We start from the raw sequence: 16,837 nt of genomic DNA, 5'->3' as shown, positions 1-16,837 counted from the left end.
TAAACAAAAAAAAGTCCAGTTCACAGCATAAAATAACGGCATATAAGGCGGAATAAAACGCTACATATCAGGTTAAAATTCTGCTTATTTTTCGATCCATAATGTATTGCGCTACCCCCACGCAACCAGGAAAACGAATCCCCTGATGAATGAGTGCAAAACAGCGCCCCGCCAAACAAGAAATTTGAGTACACTGTCGCATCTGTTTTGACTGGAACTGCCGCGTATGAAGCTCACCATTATCCGTTTACAGCACTTCAGCGATCAGGATCGCATTGATTTAGGCAAAATCTGGCCGTCGCAGGATCCTGCGGCGCTGATGCTGGATGAAAACCATCGTATTTACGCCGCCCGCTTTAACGAACGTCTGCTCGGCGCCGTACGCGTTACCCTGCGCGGCGTCGAAGGCGAGCTCAGCGATCTGTGCGTGCGTGAAGTCACCCGCCGCCGCGGCGTGGGGCAATATTTAGTGGAAGAGACGTTAAGCGATAACCCAAATATCAATAGCTGGCGCGTTGCCGATAGCGGGGTGGAAGACCGCGGCGTGATGGCGGCATTTATGCAGGCGCTCGGTTTCAGCGCCCAGCAGAATGGTTGGGAGAAGCATTAAGCCGTAGCCCCAATAAACGCAGCGTGACCAGGGAAGAACCCGGCGGCGCTTCGCTTAGCCGGGCTACCTGGAAATTGTAGCCCCGGTAAGCGCAGCGCAACCGGGGTCAGACAACGCATCCGCGGCATGAAAGGCTCCGCAGACAACGCATCTGCGGCGTGAAAGGCGCAGGTTAAATTATTTGGCGTCGGTTGCCGTACCGTTCGCATGCCAGGTAAACACGCCGAACTCGAACCCTTTCAGGTCGCCTTTCTCATCCCACGACAGCGGCCCCATGACGGTATCCACCTTCGCCCCTTTCAGGTATTTCGCGATTTCCGCCGGATCTTCAGACTGATTTAACCCCGCCTGCAGCGACTGCAGCGCCGCATAGGTGGTCCACACGAAGGCGCCGCTCGGATCCTGTTTCTTCGCTTTGATAGCATCCACAATCGGTTTGTTTGCCGGAACCTGATCGTAGTTCTTCGGTTTGGTGACCAGCAGGCCTTCTGCCGACTCGCCGGCGATGTTAGACAGGGAAACGTTAGCCACGCCTTCCGGGCCCATAAACTGGGTTTTCAGACCGGCTGCGCGCGCCTGGCGCAGGATCTGCCCCATTTCCGGGTGATAACCGCCGTAGTAGACGAAGTCGATATTTTCTTTCTTCAGGCGCGCCACGAGGGTAGAGAAATCTTTCTCACCGGCGGTGATCCCGTCAAAGAACACCACGTTGGCGCCGCCTTTCTTCAGGTTTTCCTGAACTGAGCGCGCCAGCCCTTCGCCATATTGCTGTTTGTCATGAACCACAGCGATGCGCTGCGGCTTCACCGTGCCGAGAATATATTTAGCCGCCGTCGGTCCCTGATCGGAGTCGAGACCGGTGGTGCGTAGAATCAGCTTATAGCCGCGCGCCGTCAGCTCCGGCGCGGTTGCCGCCGGGGTAATCATCAGGATGCCTTCGTCTTCATAGATGTCAGACGCCGGCTGAGTGGATGAGGAACACAGGTGACCGATAACGTATTTAATGCCGTCATTCACCACTTTGTTCGCAACAGCCACCGCTTGTTTCGGGTCGCAGGCATCGTCATATTTTACGATCTGCAATTTATTGCCTTTGATACCGCCCTTGGCGTTGATATCAGCTACCGCCTGCTCCGCGCCGGTAAACTCCTGGTCGCCATACTGGGCAACCGGGCCGGACATCGCTCCCACGACGGCAATTTTAATGTCTTCCGCCAGCGCGGAACCGCTCATAATTAAAGCAATACATCCTGCCAGTAACGCTTTACCCTTCATATTCATCCTGAGGCTCCCCATTATTATGGTTTTTGCATTTGTTGTGATGTTGTTTGTCAGCGCATTATTCTGATTTTTTAGTCATAATAAGTGTAGTATGACTGCATTTGGGTCTGCCGCCTGCGCTTTTGCAGCACACTATGCCAAAACATACCCCATTTTTCAGAATTTGAAACAACAATTTGCAAGAGATGTAAAAGTTATGTGACTGAAGCTAAAGGTCGCGACAAATCGCGCGGAGAGGGGAAACGGGTATGACGGGGATATAAAACAAAAAGCCCCCGCTGAAACAGCAGAGGCTTAATTCACTACGGCGCAGAAAGTCGAAGATTAAGCTTCGATAGCGGCGCGTAGTTTTTTCATCGCGTTCTTTTCCAGCTGACGAACACGTTCAGCTGAGACGCCATAACGATCCGCCAGCTCCTGCAGCGTGGACTTGTTGTCCTCGTCCAGCCAGCGAGCGCGGATGATGTCCTGGCTACGCTCGTCCAGGCCCTGCATCGCATCAGTCAGTTTATTAGCAGCCTGCTCTTCCCAGTTATCGTCTTCGATGCCGTCGGCAAAGTTAGACGTTTTGTCCTGCAGATAGAGCACCGGCGCCATCGGCTGGCTATCGGATTCGTCATCGGACGACATATCAAAGGTCATGTCCTGCGCTGCCATACGTGATTCCATCTCACGTACGTCTTTGCTCGACACACCCAGCTCGCGGGCAACCATCTCTACTTCGTCCTGGTTAAACCAGCCCAGACGCTGCTTGGTTTTACGCAGGTTGAAGAACAGCTTACGCTGCGCTTTGGTGGTTGCGACTTTAACGATACGCCAGTTACGCAGCACGTATTCGTGGATTTCCGCTTTAATCCAGTGCACGGCGAAGGAAACCAGTCGCACACCCACTTCCGGGTTGAAACGACGTACGGCTTTCATCAGACCGATGTTACCTTCCTGAATCAGGTCCGCCTGCGGCAGGCCATAGCCCGAGTAGTTACGAGCAATATGAACAACAAAGCGCAGGTGAGACAGAATCAGCTTTTTCGCTGCTTCCAGATCGCCCTGGTAATGCAGCTTTTCAGCAAGCTCCCGCTCTTCATCAGCCGATAACATCGGCCAAGTGTTAGCAGCCCGGATGTACGATTCCAGGTTACCAACGGGGGCTAAAGCTAAAGTTTGCATTTCTTTGGTCATTCAAATCCTCTCAATCGATAGTGTCTGACATGATCTTGTCCCCATCAGGCAACAAACATGCCAGCATTTATGAGCAACGAGAATATCACCCACAGTAGTATCAGACAGTGATTTTATCCACAAGTTCCATGCAACGTTGTGAGTAAATTACGCACAAAATGTGACATGGAGATGAAAGATTAGGGAAGAGGCGAACAGGGACTCTTTCCCTGCAGAGAGATATTCAGTGCAGGGAAAGATTATACCAGAAAATTTTTAGTCGGGGGTAAAGTGACGTAAATGTTGCACCGTCGCCAGCCATGCCGCGACCCAGCCAATCATCGAGCAGACGATTAGCATCAGCAGACACTCATCGAAGCCTAAGCCGCTGAGTTCAAATTTAGTACCAAACACTTTCGCCACTTCGGTCACCGCCGAGGAGAGGCGCATCACCAGAATCTCCGACAGAATCAGCGACAAAAACGCCCCGGCGAAGCCCAGCAGCGCGCCGCCGTAGAGGAACGGGCGCAGGATGAAACCGTCGGTAGCGCCGATCAGCTTCTGGACGTTAATGGTGTCGCGGCGGGCGAAGATGCTCAGGCGCACGCTGTTACCAATCACCAGGAACACCGCGGCAATCATCAGCACGCCGATCATCGCCGACACTCGGCCGACCAGCCCGGTCAGCGACGCCAGGCGCGCAAACCAGCTATCGTCCATGCGCACTTCGTCTACCCCCTGAATACGGGAGACGCGATCGCGCAGGGTGTTAAGCGAATCGGTATTCTGGAAATCGAGCTTCGGCACCACAATCGCTACCGCCGGCAACGGGTTCTCTTCCAGCATATCCAGCGCGCCGCCAAACCCGGACCAGTTGCGGAACTCGCCCAGCGCCTCATCGCGCGACAGATAATTTACCTTCTCAACGCCCTGCTCCGCCTGCAGTTGGCCAACCACCCGCGCCGCCGCATCGTCATCCAGCGTTTTTTCCAGATAGACGGTGATCTGCGGCGACGGATAATACTGCGACGCCGCGCTGTTGACGTTTTTGTAGACCATATAGCAGACGCTCGGCAGCGTCAGCGAAATAGCGATCACCATGATGGTGAGGAAGGTCGCCAGCGGCGTGCTTTTTAAATCCTGTAACGCGCCGTGCCAGGCGTAGCGCACCTGCTCGTTAAAGACGTTACTCTTCCGCGATGCCGGGTTCGGCGCCGCTTTTGACCGTTTTGGCGCATTGCGCCCGCCGTTGCCGCCGCCGGTGGCGTTACGGAGACGATCGAACTTGCTGCCGAACTGGCGAATCTGGTTCACTGCGTCGCGCTTATTCACCCCGATGGCCTCCATGCATATGACCGTCGCTTAGCGTCAGGACACGGTACGGACGGCTGGAAATAAGCCCCAGGTCGTGGGTCGCCATCAGTACCGTTACACCTACGCGGTTAAACTCTTCAAACAGACGTAAAATCCCTTCCGAGAGCGCCTCATCGAGGTTACCGGTCGGTTCATCCGCCAGCAGCACCGCCGGCTTGTTGACCACCGCGCGGGCAATGCCCACACGCTGTTGCTCACCGCCGGAGAGTTGGATGGGGAAATTTTTCGCTTTGTCCAGCAGCCCGACTTTATCCAGCGCTGCGGATACGCGGCGGCGAATATCATCGCCGCTGGCGCCGGCGATAATCAGCGGGATCGCCACATTATCGAACACGGTGCGATCCATCAGCAGGTGGTGGTCCTGGAAAATCATGCCGATTTGGCGGCGCAGGAACGGCACCTCGCGGCTCTTCAGGCGGCTGATATCATGGCCGCTGAACAGAATTTTCCCGGCGCTCGGCCGTTCGATACCACAGATAAGCTTCAGCAGGGTACTTTTCCCCGCGCCGGAATGGCCGGTCAGGAACGCCATCTCGCCCTGCTGCAGGTGGAACGTCACCCCCTGCAGCGCTTGTCTCCCACCGAGATAGGCTTTGCTGACTTGTTCAAAGCGAATCATTCTTAATCCTCTCGGGCAAAAAGTGCCTCAATAAAGTCGCCCGCATTAAACGGACGCAGATCTTCAATACGTTCGCCGACGCCAATATAGCGAATCGGAATACTGAACTGGTCAGCCACTGAGAAGATAACCCCGCCCTTCGCGGTTCCGTCAAGCTTAGTCAACGTAATGCCGGTCAGCCCCACCGCTTCGTGGAACAGTTTGGCCTGGCTAATCGCGTTCTGCCCGGTGCTGGCGTCGATGGTTAGCATGACTTCATGCGGCGCGTCGACATCCAGTTTCTTCATTACGCGGACAATCTTCTTCAGTTCTTCCATCAGATGCGATTTATTCTGCAGACGCCCCGCGGTATCGGCAATCAGCACATCAATATTGCGCGCTTTCGCCGCCTGAATGGCGTCAAAAATAACCGAGGCTGAATCAGCGCCGGTATGCTGGGCAATCACCGGGATCTCGTTACGCTGGCCCCAGACCTGTAACTGTTCCACCGCCGCCGCGCGGAAGGTATCCCCCGCCGCCAGCATCACGGATTTGCCCTGCTGCTCAAACTGACGCGCCAGCTTACCGATGGTGGTGGTTTTACCCACGCCGTTAACGCCGACCATCAGAATAACAAATGGCGTTTTCCCTTCAACATTCAGCGGTTCCTCAACTTTCGTCAGGATCTCGCTCATCTCTTCTTTCAGCAGACCGTATAACGCCTCGGCATCACGCAGCTGCTTACGGCTGGCCCCCTCGGTAAGATTGGTAATAATCTTACGCGTGGTTTCCACCCCAACGTCGGCAATCAGCAGCTGTTCTTCCAGCTCTTCAAACAGATCGTCGTCGATTTTTTTGCCGCGGAACAGGCTGATAAATCCGGAACCCAGATTCTGTTTGGTTTTCACCAGGCTGCGTTTTAAGCGGGCGAAGAAACCTTCTTTGGTCGGTTTTTCCTGCTCCTGCGGCGCCGCTTCCTGAGTTTCCGCTTCTTCTTCTGGCGTCTCTTCAACGTCTTGCGCCGCCAGAGCTTGTGCTTCGAGCTCTTCATCGCTTAGTTCGGCTTCGGGCTCTTCCGGGAGGATCTCATCTTCGATGACCTCAGGCTCCGCGACGATAACCTCTTCCGGCGTCTGTTCAGCGACCGCTTCGGCGATAACCGGCTCGGCAATCACCTCTTCAACCAGCGGTTCAGCGACTTTTTCTTCTACCGCAGGAACAACCGGCGCTTCTTCAACAGCGGCCTCTGGGGCAGAAATTTCCTCCGCCGCCGGCGATTCAGCCACTTTTTCCTGTGCAACGGCTTCGGTCACCACCGGATGCGGCAGTTCGCTTTCAACAACCTGTTCGGTGACTTCTACGACCTCAGCGGCAAAGGCCTCCGGATCTTCTTTTACCGTTTCCGCCGCGGGTACGGCTTCCGCAGGCGTTTCCGCCGCCGGAGCCTGTTCCACAACCTCTTGTTGTTCTTCTACTTTTTGTTCTGTTTCGCTTTCCTGAGCCTGTTCTTTTTGCCCAAAGCCCAGCCAGGAAAAGAAGCCACGTTTTTTCTCTTTTGCCATTTGCGACCACACTCCTCGCTGTTTATTCATGGCGCAGCTTCGACACAACCGCTTCAGAAGCTGAAAAAATGATGAAATTAGTTGGATAGTCTATCACTTAACTTAACTCGCATCACCGCCCCCGGATTAAGGTTTCGTCAATGGTCTTCGATCGTTAGAATAGCAGGCTGGAAGTTGAGACTTGAGCAAAGAGATGAAGAAACCAAATCACGCAGGCAGCGGCCAGATCCGCATTATCGGCGGACAGTGGCGGGGCCGTAAATTACCGGTGCCGGAGAGCCCGGGTCTGCGCCCGACCACCGACCGGGTTCGGGAAACGCTATTTAACTGGCTGGCGCCGTCGATGGTCGACGCCCACTGCCTTGACTGCTTCGCCGGCAGCGGCGCGCTGGGGCTGGAAGCGCTGTCACGCTATGCCGCCAGCACCACGCTACTGGAGATGGAGCGCGGCGTCGCGCAGCAGCTACAAAAAAATCTCGCGACGCTGAAAGCCAACAACGGCAAGGTGGTCAACACCAACACGCTGGCGTTTCTCAGCCAGCCGGGTACGCCGCACCATATTGTCTTCGTCGATCCTCCCTTCCGCAAAGGGCTGCTGGAAGAAACGCTCAGCCTGCTGGAAAAAAACCACTGGCTCGCAGATGAAGCGCTGATTTATGTCGAGAGCGAAGTAGAAAACGGACTACCGCCGGTTCCGGCAAACTGGCAGCTGTATCGCGAAAAAGTCGCCGGACAGGTCGCCTACCGCCTGTATCAACGCGAGGCACAAGGAGAAAACCATGCTGATTAATTTAGGCCGCCTGCTGATGCTATGCGTTTGGGCGTTTTTGCTGTTGAACCTGTTTCAACCTTTCCCAAAACCGCTGAATATCTTCGTTAACGTGGCGCTGATTTTTATGATTCTGATGCATGGCCTGCAGCTGACGCTGTTGAAAGCGACGCAAACGAAAGATGCGCCGCCGCTGAGCCGTTTTGAGCAGATTCGTATTTTCATCTTCGGCGTATTTGAACTGGTGGCCTGGCAGAAAAAGCTGAAGGCCACGCTGAAGAAGAAGTAACGGTTAATCGAGGGCTCAGTTATCGGCAACAAAGTCGACGAATTTTGAGCCCTTATAGCTCAGCATTCCCCGGTCGCCAACGCTCAGCGCGTGGTATTGCGGCGCATCAAGGCGGAACACCACTTCCAGACCGCCATTTTCCGGGCGGAAGCTCGCTTCATAACGCATCTCGCTGCCGGCTGGCGTCACCGTCTGCTGGCGCGAGCGGCGATCGTTAATCACCTTTTCTCGCTTATTGCTGACCACCACCCGCTTCTGCAGCAGCGGCGCGGCGTCGTTATCCATTTTCTCCCGGCGCTGCTGCACGTAGCGAAACGAGGCCGCCACCACAATCACCGCGACCACCAGCACAAAAAATAGCGGAACTTTACTCATTTGCGTACCCATAAGAATTATCAGGAATAAGGATAACGCGCATTGAATAACGTTGTCATCTTCTGGCCCAAACCACTACACTGAGATCCGGTACCGTAAGCGTAATCGCTTATTTAATGATAACAGATACAGGGACTTACTATGCTTTGGTCGTTTATTGCTGTCTGTTTCTCCGCATGGCTTTACGTCGATGCGTCCTATCGTGGGCCGGCCTGGCAGCGCTGGGTCTTTAAACCGGTCACCCTGCTTCTGTTGCTGCTGTTAGCCTGGCAGGCGCCGATGTTCAACGCCATTAGCTACCTGGTGCTGGCGGGCCTGTGCGCTTCGCTGCTCGGCGATGCGTTAACCCTGCTGCCGCGCCAGCGGGTGATGTACGCGGTTGGCGCATTCTTCCTCTCTCATCTGCTGTATACGATCTGGTTCGCCAGCCAGATGACGCTTTCGTTCTTCTGGCCGCTGCCGCTGGTACTGCTGGTGCTCGGCGCGCTGCTGCTGGCGATTATCTGGACCCGACTGGAAGAGATGCGCATGCCGGTGCTGACCTTTATCGGTATGACTCTGGTGATGGTGTGGCTGGCGGGCGAACTGTGGTTCGTGCGGCCGACCGATACCGCGCTCTCCGGCTTCCTTGGCGCCGCTTCGCTGCTGTTGGGTAACGCCGTCTGGCTGATTAGCCACTATCGCCGTCGCTTCCGCGCCGATAACGCCATTTCCGCGGCCTTCTACTTTGCCGGGCACTTCCTGATCGTTCGCGCACTGTATCTGTAATTTACTGCTTGACTCTGGAGTCGACTCCAGAGTGTATCCTGCGGGTAATGAGAAAATTATCATTACCCGGAGGGTGCCATGTCGACACCAGAATCTCAGGACAAAAAAGTCCCCCAGTTCTCGTCATTCAAATTTACCCCGGCGACAGCGCCCGCGGAAAGCTGCTGTAACGATCATAACTGCGCCGGAGAAACCGCCGCCGCTGAGCAGCCGCTCAATGGCGCCCGCTATAGCTGGCAGGTAGACGGCATGGACTGCGCGGCCTGCGCCCGTAAGGTGGAAACCGCCGTGCGCCAAATCGACGGGGTCAGCCAGGTACAGGTGCTATTCGCCACCGAGAAACTGCTGGTCAATGCCGACAGCGATATCCGTTCACAGGTTGAAAACGCGGTACGCGCCGCGGGTTATACCCTGCGCGATGCTGACGCGCCGCAGGAAGAGAAACCGCAAGGTTCATGGCTGCAGGAAAACCTGGCGTTATTGAGTCTGGTAGTGATGATGGCGCTCAGCTGGGGGCTGGAGCAGTTTAACCACCCGTTCGGCAAACTGGCGTTTGTCGCCACTACCCTCGTCGGCCTGTGGCCGGTTGCCCGTCAGGCGCTGCGGTTAATTAAAAGCGGCAGCTGGTTTGCCATCGAAACGCTGATGAGCGTCGCCGCCATTGGCGCGCTGTTTATCGGCGCCACCGCCGAAGCGGCGATGGTGCTGCTGCTGTTCCTGATCGGCGAACGACTTGAAGGCTGGGCCGCCAGCCGCGCGCGTCAGGGCGTGAGCGCCCTGATGGCGCTCAAACCTGATACCGCCGTTCGCCTGCGCAACGGCGAGCGTGAGACCGTCTCCCAGCGCGACCTGCGTCCTGGCGACGTGATTGAAGTCGCCGCCGGCGGGCGTCTGCCGGCCGATGGCGAGCTGCTATCGCCGTTTGCCAGCTTTGACGAAAGCGCGCTGACCGGCGAATCGGTACCGGTGGAACGTAAAGCCGGCGAGCGCGTAGCCGCTGGCGCCACCAGCGTCGATCGGCTGGTGCAATTGAGCGTTATCTCCGAACCGGGCGACAGCGCCATTGACCGGATCCTCAAACTGATTGAAGAAGCCGAGGAGCGCCGGGCGCCGATTGAGCGCTTCATCGATCGCTTCAGCCGAATCTACACTCCGGCCATTATGGTAGTCGCCCTGCTGGTTGCCATCGTACCGCCGCTATTCTTCGCCAGCGCCTGGCTGCCGTGGATCTATAAAGGCTTAACGCTGCTGCTGATCGGCTGCCCTTGCGCGCTGGTCATCTCTACCCCGGCGGCGATTACCTCCGGCCTGGCTGTCGCCGCACGGCGCGGGGCGCTGATTAAGGGCGGCGCGGCGCTGGAACAATTGGGCCAGGTGCGCCAGGTAGCGTTCGATAAAACCGGTACTCTGACCATCGGCCAACCGCAGGTCACCCACGTTATCACCACCGCCGACGTTGATGAAAACGGCCTGCTGGCGCTGGCGGCAGCGGTTGAACAAGGCTCCAGCCACCCGCTGGCGCAGGCTATCATCCGCGAAGCGCAGCAGCGTAAGCTGACTCTTCCCGTTGCGCGCAACCAGCGGGCGCTGGCCGGTTCCGGGATAGAAGCCGAGGTCAACGGCAGCCGCATCTTAATCTGCGCGGCCAGTAAGGCCGCCCCCGCTGAACATGAGGCGCAGATCCAGCAACTGGAGAGCGCCGGACAGACGGTGGTGCTGGTGATGCGCGATGATACCTTGCTCGGCATTCTGGCGCTGCGCGATACCCTGCGCGACGATGCGCGTCAGGCGGTGGAAGAGCTGCATCAATTGGGCGTACAAGGGGTGATCCTCACTGGGGATAACCCGCGCGCTGCGGCGGCTATCGCCAATGAACTGGGTCTGCAGTTCCGCGCCGGATTGCTGCCGGCGGACAAAGTGAACGCGGTGATGGCGCTTAACGCCAACGCGCCGCTGGCAATGGTCGGCGACGGTATCAACGATGCCCCGGCGATGAAAGCGGCGACCATCGGTATTGCGATGGGCAGCGGCACCGATGTAGCGCTGGAGACCGCCGACGCGGCGCTGACCCATAACCGCCTCACCGGCCTGGCGCAGATGATTTCGCTGGCGCGCGCCACCCATGCCAATATTCGCCAGAATATCGCCATCGCTTTAGGGTTGAAGGGGATTTTCCTCGTCACGACCCTTCTCGGCCTGACCGGGTTGTGGCTGGCGGTGCTGGCGGATACCGGCGCGACGGTGCTGGTAACGGCTAACGCCCTGCGGTTATTGCGTAAAAAGTAAGGTTGAACAGATATTCCCTGCTCGCGCAGCACGGTTCCAGATCGTTAGGTAGCCCGGATAAGGCGCAACGCGCCGCCATCCGGGGGTATTCCCTGCCCGCGCTGCGCTTAGCAGGGCTACGGTTCTGAGCGTTAGGTAGCCCGGATAAGGCGCAACGCGCCGCCATCCGGGGGTGTTCCCTGCTCGCGCTGCGCTTAGCAGGGCTACGGTTCTGAGCGTTAGGTAGCCCGGATAAGGCGCAACGCGCCGCCATCCGGGGGTATTCCCTGCTCGCGCTGCGCTTAGCAGGGCTACGGTTCTGAGCGTTAGGTAGCCCGGATAAGGCGCAACGCGCCGCCATCCGGGGGTATTCCCTGCCGCGCTGCGCTTGGCAGGGCTACGGTTGCGGACCGTTGGGTAGCCCGGATAACGCGGATTCAGTGGCTTTTGCGGATCAGGTAGCGGTACGGCAGGGCTTCGGTTTCCTGCGCCACCAGTTCATGCTCCATAAAGAGGCAAAAACCGGGAATATCGCGGGTGGTGGCCGGATCGTCGGCAATAATCAGCAGGGTCTCGCCCACCGGCATGGTACGCACGGTTTTACGCACCATCATCACCGGCTCCGGGCAGCGGAGCCCAAGGGCGTCCAGCGTATGGTCAGGACTGGAAAAAAGTTCGCTCATTTTTATCTCACTTCAACAAAACGGCCCTAGTTTACCCCCACTTCGCCAGTACGCAAGCCAGGTTAACGTTTGCGCGAAAAACAACCATTGCATTACGCTCGCAACGCAGTATCATGCAGCCGTTTTTAATTGGGTTCCCTCACCCCAACGTTCCGCTCCCGATTCCTTCATTGGTATGAAGCATGACGGACATAAAAAGGTCACAATATGAATCCCTTTACTACCGTACAGCGTAAGAAAGCGCTCGTCTGGCTTTCGCTATTTCATCTGCTGGTGATCACCTCCAGCAACTATCTGGTCCAGCTGCCGATCTCCATTTTTGGTTTCCATACCACCTGGGGGGCGTTCAGTTTTCCCTTTATTTTTCTCGCCACCGATCTGACGGTGCGCATTTTCGGCGCCCCGCTGGCGCGACGCATCATCTTCGCGGTGATGATCCCGGCGCTGATTATTTCCTATGGCATTTCGGCGCTGTTTTATATGGGCGAATGGCAGGGCTTTGCCGCGCTGGGCACCTTTAATCTGTTCGTCGCCCGTATCGCCGCCGCCAGCTTTATGGCTTATGCGCTGGGGCAAATTCTCGACGTCCACGTTTTCAACCGCCTGCGTCAGAATCGTCGCTGGTGGCTGGCGCCGACGGCGTCGACCCTGTTCGGTAACGTCAGCGATACCCTGGCCTTCTTCTTCATCGCCTTCTGGCGCAGCCCGGATCCGTTTATGGCCGCCCACTGGGGAGAAATCGCCATGGTCGACTACTGCTTCAAAGTGCTTATCAGCATTGTCTTCTTCTTGCCGATGTACGGCGTGCTGTTGAATATGCTGTTGAAAAAACTGGCGGATAAATCTGATTTGTCGGCATTGCAGCCAGGTTAAAGGTACTCGCTAACGGTTGTGATAAGATAACCGGATGAGCCGTTAATGGCCGTTTATCGAAAGGAAGATGTCAATGCGCAATTTGGTTAAATATGTCGGTATTGGCCTGCTGGTTATGGGGCTTGCGGCCTGTGATAACAGCGATTCAAAAGCGCCGACCGTCGGGGCGGCAGCAGAGAGCAATACCAGCGGCCAGGCGATTAGCCTGCTGGATGGTAAACTGAGCTTCACTCTGCCCGCGGGCATGGCCGACCAGAGCGGTAAGCTTGGTACTCAGGCTAACAATATGCACGTCTATTCCGACGCCACCGGCCAGAAAGCGGTGATTGTGATTGTCGGCGACAACACTAATGAAGATCTGGCGGTGCTTTCCAAACGTCTGGAAGATCAGCAGCGCAGCCGCGACCCGCAGCTGCAGGTTGTGTCTAACAAATCGATTGAGATTAAAGGCCACACCTTACAGCAACTGGACAGCATCATCTCCGCCAAAGGTCAGACCGCGTGGTCTTCCGTGCTGCTCGGTAAGATCGATGACAAATTGCTGACCCTGCAGGTCACTCTGCCAGCGGACAACCAGCAGCAGGCGCAGACCGAAGCGGAAAGCATCGTCAACACGCTGGTCATTAACTAATTTTATTGCCCTGATGCAGCGGCCTCCGGTTCAACCACCGGGGGCCGTTTTTTTAACCGCCAGCCCAGCAGTAGCGCGGCCATCACCAACCCTGCAGCCGCCAGATAAATCGTCGGTATCCCGGTCCACGCCATCAAAAGCCCGGCCAGCGGCCCGGTTATCCCCAACGACAAATCCATAAATACGGTATAGGTCGCCAGCGCCGAGCCCTGATTGTGCTGCGGCACGGCTTTTACCGCCACCACGCCCAGCGCCGGGAAGACCAGCGAGAAACCCGCGCCGGTGAGGAAAGTCCCGACTTTCGCCATCAGCGGCGTCTGTGCAAAGCCCACCAGCAGCAGGCCAATAACCTCCACGCTAAAACAGAGCATCGCCACGTTCAGGCCGCCGAGGCGGTTAATACCGTTGGGAAAAAGCAGCCGCGTGCCGACAAACGCGCAGCTGAACAGCGTTAACGCAAAGGCCGCGCCGTCCCAGCCTTTCGCGTCATAAAACAGGGTAATAAAGGTCGCGATAACCCCAAAGCCGGCAGAAGCCAACGCCAGCGCCATGCCGTAAGGCCAAACCCGGCCCAGCACCGCGCGAAATGACATCGCTTTCCCTTTCGTTGCCTTCACCGCCGTTCGCGGTAGCGCGCAAATGATAGCCACCAGAGCAACCGCCATAATGACCATCGCCAGGCCGCTGAGGCCAATGTATGAATAGCACAGCACGCCCAGCGGCGCGCCCATCGCCATCGCGCCGTAGGTCACAATGCCGTTCCACGAAATCACCCGCCCGATATGCAGCGAGCCGACAACGCCTACGCCCCATAGCGTCGACCCCGTGCCGGCAAAGCTCTGGCCAATGCCGAGGATCGCTCGTCCAAGGCATAACAGCAGCAGACTCAGCAGTGGCCAGCTGCTGCTCCAGGCTGCAAGCAGGTAGCTCAAACCACTCAGGAAACAGCCGCACAGGCCGAAAACGACAATCTTTTTCGGCCCGAGCAGATCGGCGTAGCGCCCGGCGTGCGGTCGGCTCAGCAGCGTGGCGAAATACTGGAGACTAATCACCAGCCCGGCCCAGAAGGCGCTAAAACCCATCACATCGTGAACGTAGCCCGGCAGAACCGCCAACGGCAGGCCGATAGTGAGGTAGCTGGCAAAGTTGAAAATAACGACGGAGACAATCCGCAGATTAAGGCGCAGTCCATTGAGCGCCGGTTCGGCGACGGGTTCGGGCATCAGGTTCCACCAGATATTGGCAACAGATATCTACTATTTACCATGTCCGGTCGGTAATTGCAGTTCCCGCTATTGGCGCCATCTATTCAGCGGAATTATCATCCTTTATGGGGAGATTAACGCAATAAATTGCACTAAGCGGTGAAAATACCGAAAATACAGCATTATCTCATCGCAAAGTTTTGCGCTGCGGATATGCTTGGCGTCACCCTTAGCTGGCGAGGCTGATTTTCGGTTGCAAAGCCCCCAATTAACGGCTTCGTGATGGTTATCGCCGGGTTTCGGGTTCTATAAACGTCGCGATCATAGAACTACAGGCTTACCGCGGACGCGCGTAGATGAATTTTACCCTGAACATAATCGACTGGCAGGCGAGAGCGCCTGGGCTTTGCGAAGCCGAACAGTGGCAGCAATGGTCACGGTATTCGCACACCATCGATCCGGCGGCCCCGGCGGCCAAACTCAACGAACTGCCAATGATGACCGCTCGCCGACTTAGCTCCGGCAGCAAGCTGGCGGTTGAGTGCGGGCTGGCGATGCTGCGCCGCCATGAGATCGACGCCGTTCTCTATACCAGCCGTCACGGCGAACTAGAGCGCAACTATCGGATCCTCCACGCCCTGGCGATGGAGCAAGCGGTTTCGCCTACCGATTTCGCCTTATCGGTACACAATTCCGCCGTTGGTAATCTGACGATTGCGGCGAAAAAACCCATTGTATCATCATCGCTTTCTGCCGGGCGCGACACTTTCCAGCAGGGATTATATGAAGTCATGGGGCTTCTGCAGGCAGGTTATCAACGCGTGTTGATGGTTGATTTTGATGGTTTTCTGCCAGAGTTTTACCATTCGCAGCTGCCGACGGCTATGCCGACCTGGCCCTATGCGACGGCCTGGGTTATTGAGTCCGGCGGCGAATGGCAGTGCCAGGCTGAGCGCTATGATGCCGTTCCTGAAAGCCCCCTACCGCAAAGCCTGCTGTTTTTACGGCACTATCTGCAGAATTCCCATACGTTCACCCTGCCCGGCGAGCGCGTGCAGTGGCGCTGGAGCCGCGCATGACGCCGCTTTTCCAACGGTTAAATCGCCTGTGGCGCGCAGCGATGACCGGTTTTTGTTTCGCGCTGTTTGGCCTTGGCGGGCTGCTGCTGTCACTGATCTGGTTCAATCTGCTGCTGATCGTAGTGCGCGATAGCACCCGCCGTCGTCGTCTCGCACGGCGCAGCATTTCCGCCAGCTTTCGCGTTTTTCTTAACGTCGTGAAAGCCGTCGGCGTACTGGACTACCAGATTAAAGGGCGCGAGATTTTACGTCAGGAGCGCGGTTGCCTGGTGGTCGCTAATCATCCCAGCCTCATCGACTACGTGATGCTGGCCTCGGTGATGCCGGAAACCGACTGCCTGGTGAAAAGCGCGTTGCTGAAAAACCCATTTGTCAGCGGCGTGATCCGCGCGGCGGATTATTTGATTAACGATCGCGCCGATACCCTGCTTCCGGCCAGTCGGCAGCGTTTACAGCAGGGCGATACTATTTTGATTTTCCCGGAAGGAACCCGAACGGTGCCGGGAGAAAAAATGCAGCTGCAGCGCGGCGCGGCCAATATCGCCGTGCGCTGCGGCAGCGATTTACGCGTCGTTGTTATCCGCTGTACCGAGCATATGCTGGGCAAACAGAGCAAATGGTACGACCCGCCGCGAACGAAGCCGTTATTTACCGTTGAAGTCGGAGAACGGCTACGAATAGACCAATTTTACGATGCCAACACACAAGAACCGGCGCTGGCCGCACGGCAGTTAAACCGGCATATTTTGCTTAAATTAGAATCAGGCGTTGCGCCTGAAACAGGAATTAATGATGGAAGCGCTCTATCTTGAAATTAAAAATCTGATTATCAGTACATTGAACCTGGACGAGTTGTCCGCTGATGATATCGACACCGATGCCGCGCTGTTTGGCGATGGTCTGGGTCTGGACTCCATCGATGCGCTGGAGCTGGGTCTGGCGGTGAAAAAACAGTACGGCGTGGTGCTGTCGGCAGAAAGCGAAGAGATGCGCCAGCACTTCTTTTCCGTCGCCACGCTGGCATCCTTTATTCAAGCGCAGCGTGCCTGAGGAGAACCGTTATGACCGAACAAAAAGCTATTTACGAAGAAGTCTCCGCGCTGCTGGTGAAGGTGTTTGAAATCGATCCGCAGGATATTAAACCTGAGGCCCGCCTGTACGAAGACCTCGAACTGGACAGCATCGACGCCATCGACATGATCGTCCATCTACAAAAGAAAATCGGCAAGAAAATCAAGCCAGAAGACTTTAAAACCGTACGCACCGTGCAGGACGTGGTCGATGCGGCGGATCGCCTGCTGAAAGAAGCGTAATTCA

Annotated in this window: 19 protein-coding genes; 11 read left to right on the top strand and 8 right to left on the bottom strand. The window is 56.6% G+C overall.

What is annotated here, in order from left to right; translation table 11 throughout:
- The first annotated feature begins 226 nt into the window (after positions 1-226).
- A complete protein-coding gene (panM, locus tag ABLV08_RS06145) occupies positions 227-610 on the top strand; it encodes an aspartate 1-decarboxylase autocleavage activator PanM (protein WP_015703707.1) in 384 nt (127 codons plus the stop codon).
- A gap of 177 nt (positions 611-787) precedes the next feature.
- On the opposite strand, the gene livJ is transcribed toward panM, so the two are convergent.
- From livJ to ftsY, 5 genes are all read right to left on the bottom strand, one after another.
- Positions 788-1,891 carry a branched chain amino acid ABC transporter substrate-binding protein LivJ gene (gene livJ / locus ABLV08_RS06140; protein WP_015369319.1) on the bottom strand — a complete coding sequence of 368 codons (1,104 nt, stop codon included), beginning with the start codon at positions 1,889-1,891 and terminating at the stop codon, positions 788-790.
- 324 nt (positions 1,892-2,215) lie between these two features.
- Positions 2,216-3,070 carry an RNA polymerase sigma factor RpoH gene (rpoH, locus tag ABLV08_RS06135; protein ID WP_002920815.1) on the bottom strand — a complete coding sequence of 285 codons (855 nt, stop codon included), beginning with the start codon at positions 3,068-3,070 and terminating at the stop codon, positions 2,216-2,218.
- 255 nt (positions 3,071-3,325) lie between these two features.
- Complete coding sequence (gene ftsX / locus ABLV08_RS06130; protein WP_032710034.1) at positions 3,326-4,381, bottom strand: permease-like cell division protein FtsX; 1,056 nt, start codon at positions 4,379-4,381, stop codon at positions 3,326-3,328.
- Positions 4,374-5,042 (bottom strand): cell division ATP-binding protein FtsE, encoded by a 669-nt coding sequence (gene ftsE, locus ABLV08_RS06125; RefSeq protein ID WP_015369317.1) that lies wholly within the window; start codon positions 5,040-5,042, stop codon positions 4,374-4,376. Before ftsE ends, ftsX begins: the two co-directional genes overlap by 8 nt.
- Before the next feature lie 2 nt (positions 5,043-5,044).
- Positions 5,045-6,583 carry a signal recognition particle-docking protein FtsY gene (ftsY, locus tag ABLV08_RS06120; RefSeq protein WP_045413220.1) on the bottom strand — a complete coding sequence of 513 codons (1,539 nt, stop codon included), beginning with the start codon at positions 6,581-6,583 and terminating at the stop codon, positions 5,045-5,047.
- A gap of 193 nt (positions 6,584-6,776) precedes the next feature.
- Between ftsY and rsmD the strand changes: the two genes are divergently transcribed.
- On the top strand, positions 6,777-7,373 hold the full coding sequence (gene rsmD / locus ABLV08_RS06115) for a 16S rRNA (guanine(966)-N(2))-methyltransferase (RefSeq protein WP_032715233.1): 597 nt from the start codon (positions 6,777-6,779) through the stop codon (positions 7,371-7,373).
- Complete coding sequence (locus tag ABLV08_RS06110; RefSeq protein ID WP_015369314.1) at positions 7,363-7,641, top strand: DUF1145 family protein; 279 nt, start codon at positions 7,363-7,365, stop codon at positions 7,639-7,641. The genes rsmD and ABLV08_RS06110 overlap by 11 nt, the downstream gene beginning before the upstream one ends.
- A 15-nt stretch (positions 7,642-7,656) precedes the next feature.
- Here ABLV08_RS06110 and ABLV08_RS06105 read toward each other — a convergent pair whose 3' ends face one another.
- Positions 7,657-8,016, bottom strand: a complete 360-nt coding sequence (locus ABLV08_RS06105) for a DUF2500 domain-containing protein (RefSeq protein ID WP_020077761.1) — start codon at positions 8,014-8,016, stop codon at positions 7,657-7,659.
- A gap of 141 nt (positions 8,017-8,157) precedes the next feature.
- Between ABLV08_RS06105 and ABLV08_RS06100 the strand changes: the two genes are divergently transcribed.
- Both ABLV08_RS06100 and zntA read left to right on the top strand, forming a co-directional pair.
- Positions 8,158-8,784: a lysoplasmalogenase gene (locus ABLV08_RS06100; RefSeq protein ID WP_015369312.1), complete on the top strand. Its 627-nt coding sequence runs from the start codon at positions 8,158-8,160 to the stop codon at positions 8,782-8,784.
- Between the two features lie 78 nt (positions 8,785-8,862).
- Positions 8,863-11,070, top strand: a complete 2,208-nt coding sequence (gene zntA / locus ABLV08_RS06095; RefSeq protein WP_063421635.1) for a Zn(II)/Cd(II)/Pb(II) translocating P-type ATPase ZntA — start codon at positions 8,863-8,865, stop codon at positions 11,068-11,070.
- A 416-nt stretch (positions 11,071-11,486) separates the two neighbouring features.
- Here the strand turns inward: zntA and tusA are convergent, their stop codons facing one another.
- Positions 11,487-11,732 (bottom strand): sulfurtransferase TusA, encoded by a 246-nt coding sequence (gene tusA, locus ABLV08_RS06090; RefSeq protein WP_015703711.1) that lies wholly within the window; start codon positions 11,730-11,732, stop codon positions 11,487-11,489.
- A gap of 207 nt (positions 11,733-11,939) precedes the next feature.
- Here tusA and ABLV08_RS06085 point away from each other — a divergent pair, with 207 nt between their 5' ends.
- Together ABLV08_RS06085 and ABLV08_RS06080 are read left to right on the top strand one after the other, a co-directional pair.
- Positions 11,940-12,605: a 7-cyano-7-deazaguanine/7-aminomethyl-7-deazaguanine transporter gene (locus ABLV08_RS06085; RefSeq protein ID WP_032709333.1), complete on the top strand. Its 666-nt coding sequence runs from the start codon at positions 11,940-11,942 to the stop codon at positions 12,603-12,605.
- 73 nt (positions 12,606-12,678) lie between these two features.
- Complete coding sequence (locus ABLV08_RS06080; RefSeq protein ID WP_015369308.1) at positions 12,679-13,236, top strand: DcrB family lipoprotein; 558 nt, start codon at positions 12,679-12,681, stop codon at positions 13,234-13,236.
- A 2-nt stretch (positions 13,237-13,238) separates the two neighbouring features.
- Here ABLV08_RS06080 and ABLV08_RS06075 read toward each other — a convergent pair whose 3' ends face one another.
- Positions 13,239-14,459 carry an MFS transporter gene (locus ABLV08_RS06075; protein ID WP_020077759.1) on the bottom strand — a complete coding sequence of 407 codons (1,221 nt, stop codon included), beginning with the start codon at positions 14,457-14,459 and terminating at the stop codon, positions 13,239-13,241.
- 338 nt (positions 14,460-14,797) lie between these two features.
- Here ABLV08_RS06075 and ABLV08_RS06070 point away from each other — a divergent pair, with 338 nt between their 5' ends.
- From ABLV08_RS06070 to ABLV08_RS06055, 4 genes are read left to right on the top strand one after another with little or no spacing between them, the layout of a single operon-like run.
- On the top strand, positions 14,798-15,520 hold the full coding sequence (locus ABLV08_RS06070; RefSeq protein ID WP_047054599.1) for a beta-ketoacyl synthase chain length factor: 723 nt from the start codon (positions 14,798-14,800) through the stop codon (positions 15,518-15,520).
- The gene (locus tag ABLV08_RS06065; RefSeq protein ID WP_117026026.1) at positions 15,517-16,332 is read left to right on the top strand and encodes a lysophospholipid acyltransferase family protein; all 816 of its coding nucleotides are present in this window, start codon (positions 15,517-15,519) and stop codon (positions 16,330-16,332) included. The genes ABLV08_RS06070 and ABLV08_RS06065 overlap by 4 nt, the downstream gene beginning before the upstream one ends.
- Positions 16,313-16,570 (top strand): phosphopantetheine-binding protein, encoded by a 258-nt coding sequence (locus ABLV08_RS06060; RefSeq protein WP_015369304.1) that lies wholly within the window; start codon positions 16,313-16,315, stop codon positions 16,568-16,570. Before ABLV08_RS06065 ends, ABLV08_RS06060 begins: the two co-directional genes overlap by 20 nt.
- A gap of 11 nt (positions 16,571-16,581) precedes the next feature.
- Positions 16,582-16,833, top strand: coding sequence for an acyl carrier protein (locus ABLV08_RS06055; RefSeq protein WP_015369303.1), 252 nt, complete (start codon positions 16,582-16,584; stop codon positions 16,831-16,833).
- Positions 16,834-16,837: the final 4 nt, after the last annotated feature.

Origin of the sequence: Klebsiella sp. CN_Kp088, from assembly GCF_040064335.1 — a bacterium.
In the GTDB taxonomy this organism is placed as follows: Bacteria; Pseudomonadota; Gammaproteobacteria; order Enterobacterales; family Enterobacteriaceae; genus Klebsiella; species Klebsiella aerogenes.
The sequence above is the reverse complement of the archived record's forward strand: the minus strand, read 5'-3'. Positions and strand labels throughout refer to the sequence as shown.

Coding starts and splice junctions, on each gene's coding strand:
- panM (WP_015703707.1), top strand. CDS start 227: ATGAAGCTCACCATTATCCGTTTACAGCACTTCAGCGATCAGGATCGC.
- livJ (WP_015369319.1), bottom strand. CDS start 1,891: ATGAATATGAAGGGTAAAGCGTTACTGGCAGGATGTATTGCTTTAATT.
- rpoH (WP_002920815.1), bottom strand. CDS start 3,070: ATGACCAAAGAAATGCAAACTTTAGCTTTAGCCCCCGTTGGTAACCTG.
- ftsE (WP_015369317.1), bottom strand. CDS start 5,042: ATGATTCGCTTTGAACAAGTCAGCAAAGCCTATCTCGGTGGGAGACAA.
- ftsY (WP_045413220.1), bottom strand. CDS start 6,583: ATGGCAAAAGAGAAAAAACGTGGCTTCTTTTCCTGGCTGGGCTTTGGG.
- rsmD (WP_032715233.1), top strand. CDS start 6,777: ATGAAGAAACCAAATCACGCAGGCAGCGGCCAGATCCGCATTATCGGC.
- ABLV08_RS06110 (WP_015369314.1), top strand. CDS start 7,363: ATGCTGATTAATTTAGGCCGCCTGCTGATGCTATGCGTTTGGGCGTTT.
- ABLV08_RS06105 (WP_020077761.1), bottom strand. CDS start 8,016: ATGAGTAAAGTTCCGCTATTTTTTGTGCTGGTGGTCGCGGTGATTGTG.
- ABLV08_RS06100 (WP_015369312.1), top strand. CDS start 8,158: ATGCTTTGGTCGTTTATTGCTGTCTGTTTCTCCGCATGGCTTTACGTC.
- zntA (WP_063421635.1), top strand. CDS start 8,863: ATGTCGACACCAGAATCTCAGGACAAAAAAGTCCCCCAGTTCTCGTCA.
- tusA (WP_015703711.1), bottom strand. CDS start 11,732: ATGAGCGAACTTTTTTCCAGTCCTGACCATACGCTGGACGCCCTTGGG.
- ABLV08_RS06085 (WP_032709333.1), top strand. CDS start 11,940: ATGAATCCCTTTACTACCGTACAGCGTAAGAAAGCGCTCGTCTGGCTT.
- ABLV08_RS06080 (WP_015369308.1), top strand. CDS start 12,679: ATGCGCAATTTGGTTAAATATGTCGGTATTGGCCTGCTGGTTATGGGG.
- ABLV08_RS06075 (WP_020077759.1), bottom strand. CDS start 14,459: ATGCCCGAACCCGTCGCCGAACCGGCGCTCAATGGACTGCGCCTTAAT.
- ABLV08_RS06070 (WP_047054599.1), top strand. CDS start 14,798: ATGAATTTTACCCTGAACATAATCGACTGGCAGGCGAGAGCGCCTGGG.
- ABLV08_RS06065 (WP_117026026.1), top strand. CDS start 15,517: ATGACGCCGCTTTTCCAACGGTTAAATCGCCTGTGGCGCGCAGCGATG.
- ABLV08_RS06060 (WP_015369304.1), top strand. CDS start 16,313: ATGGAAGCGCTCTATCTTGAAATTAAAAATCTGATTATCAGTACATTG.
- ABLV08_RS06055 (WP_015369303.1), top strand. CDS start 16,582: ATGACCGAACAAAAAGCTATTTACGAAGAAGTCTCCGCGCTGCTGGTG.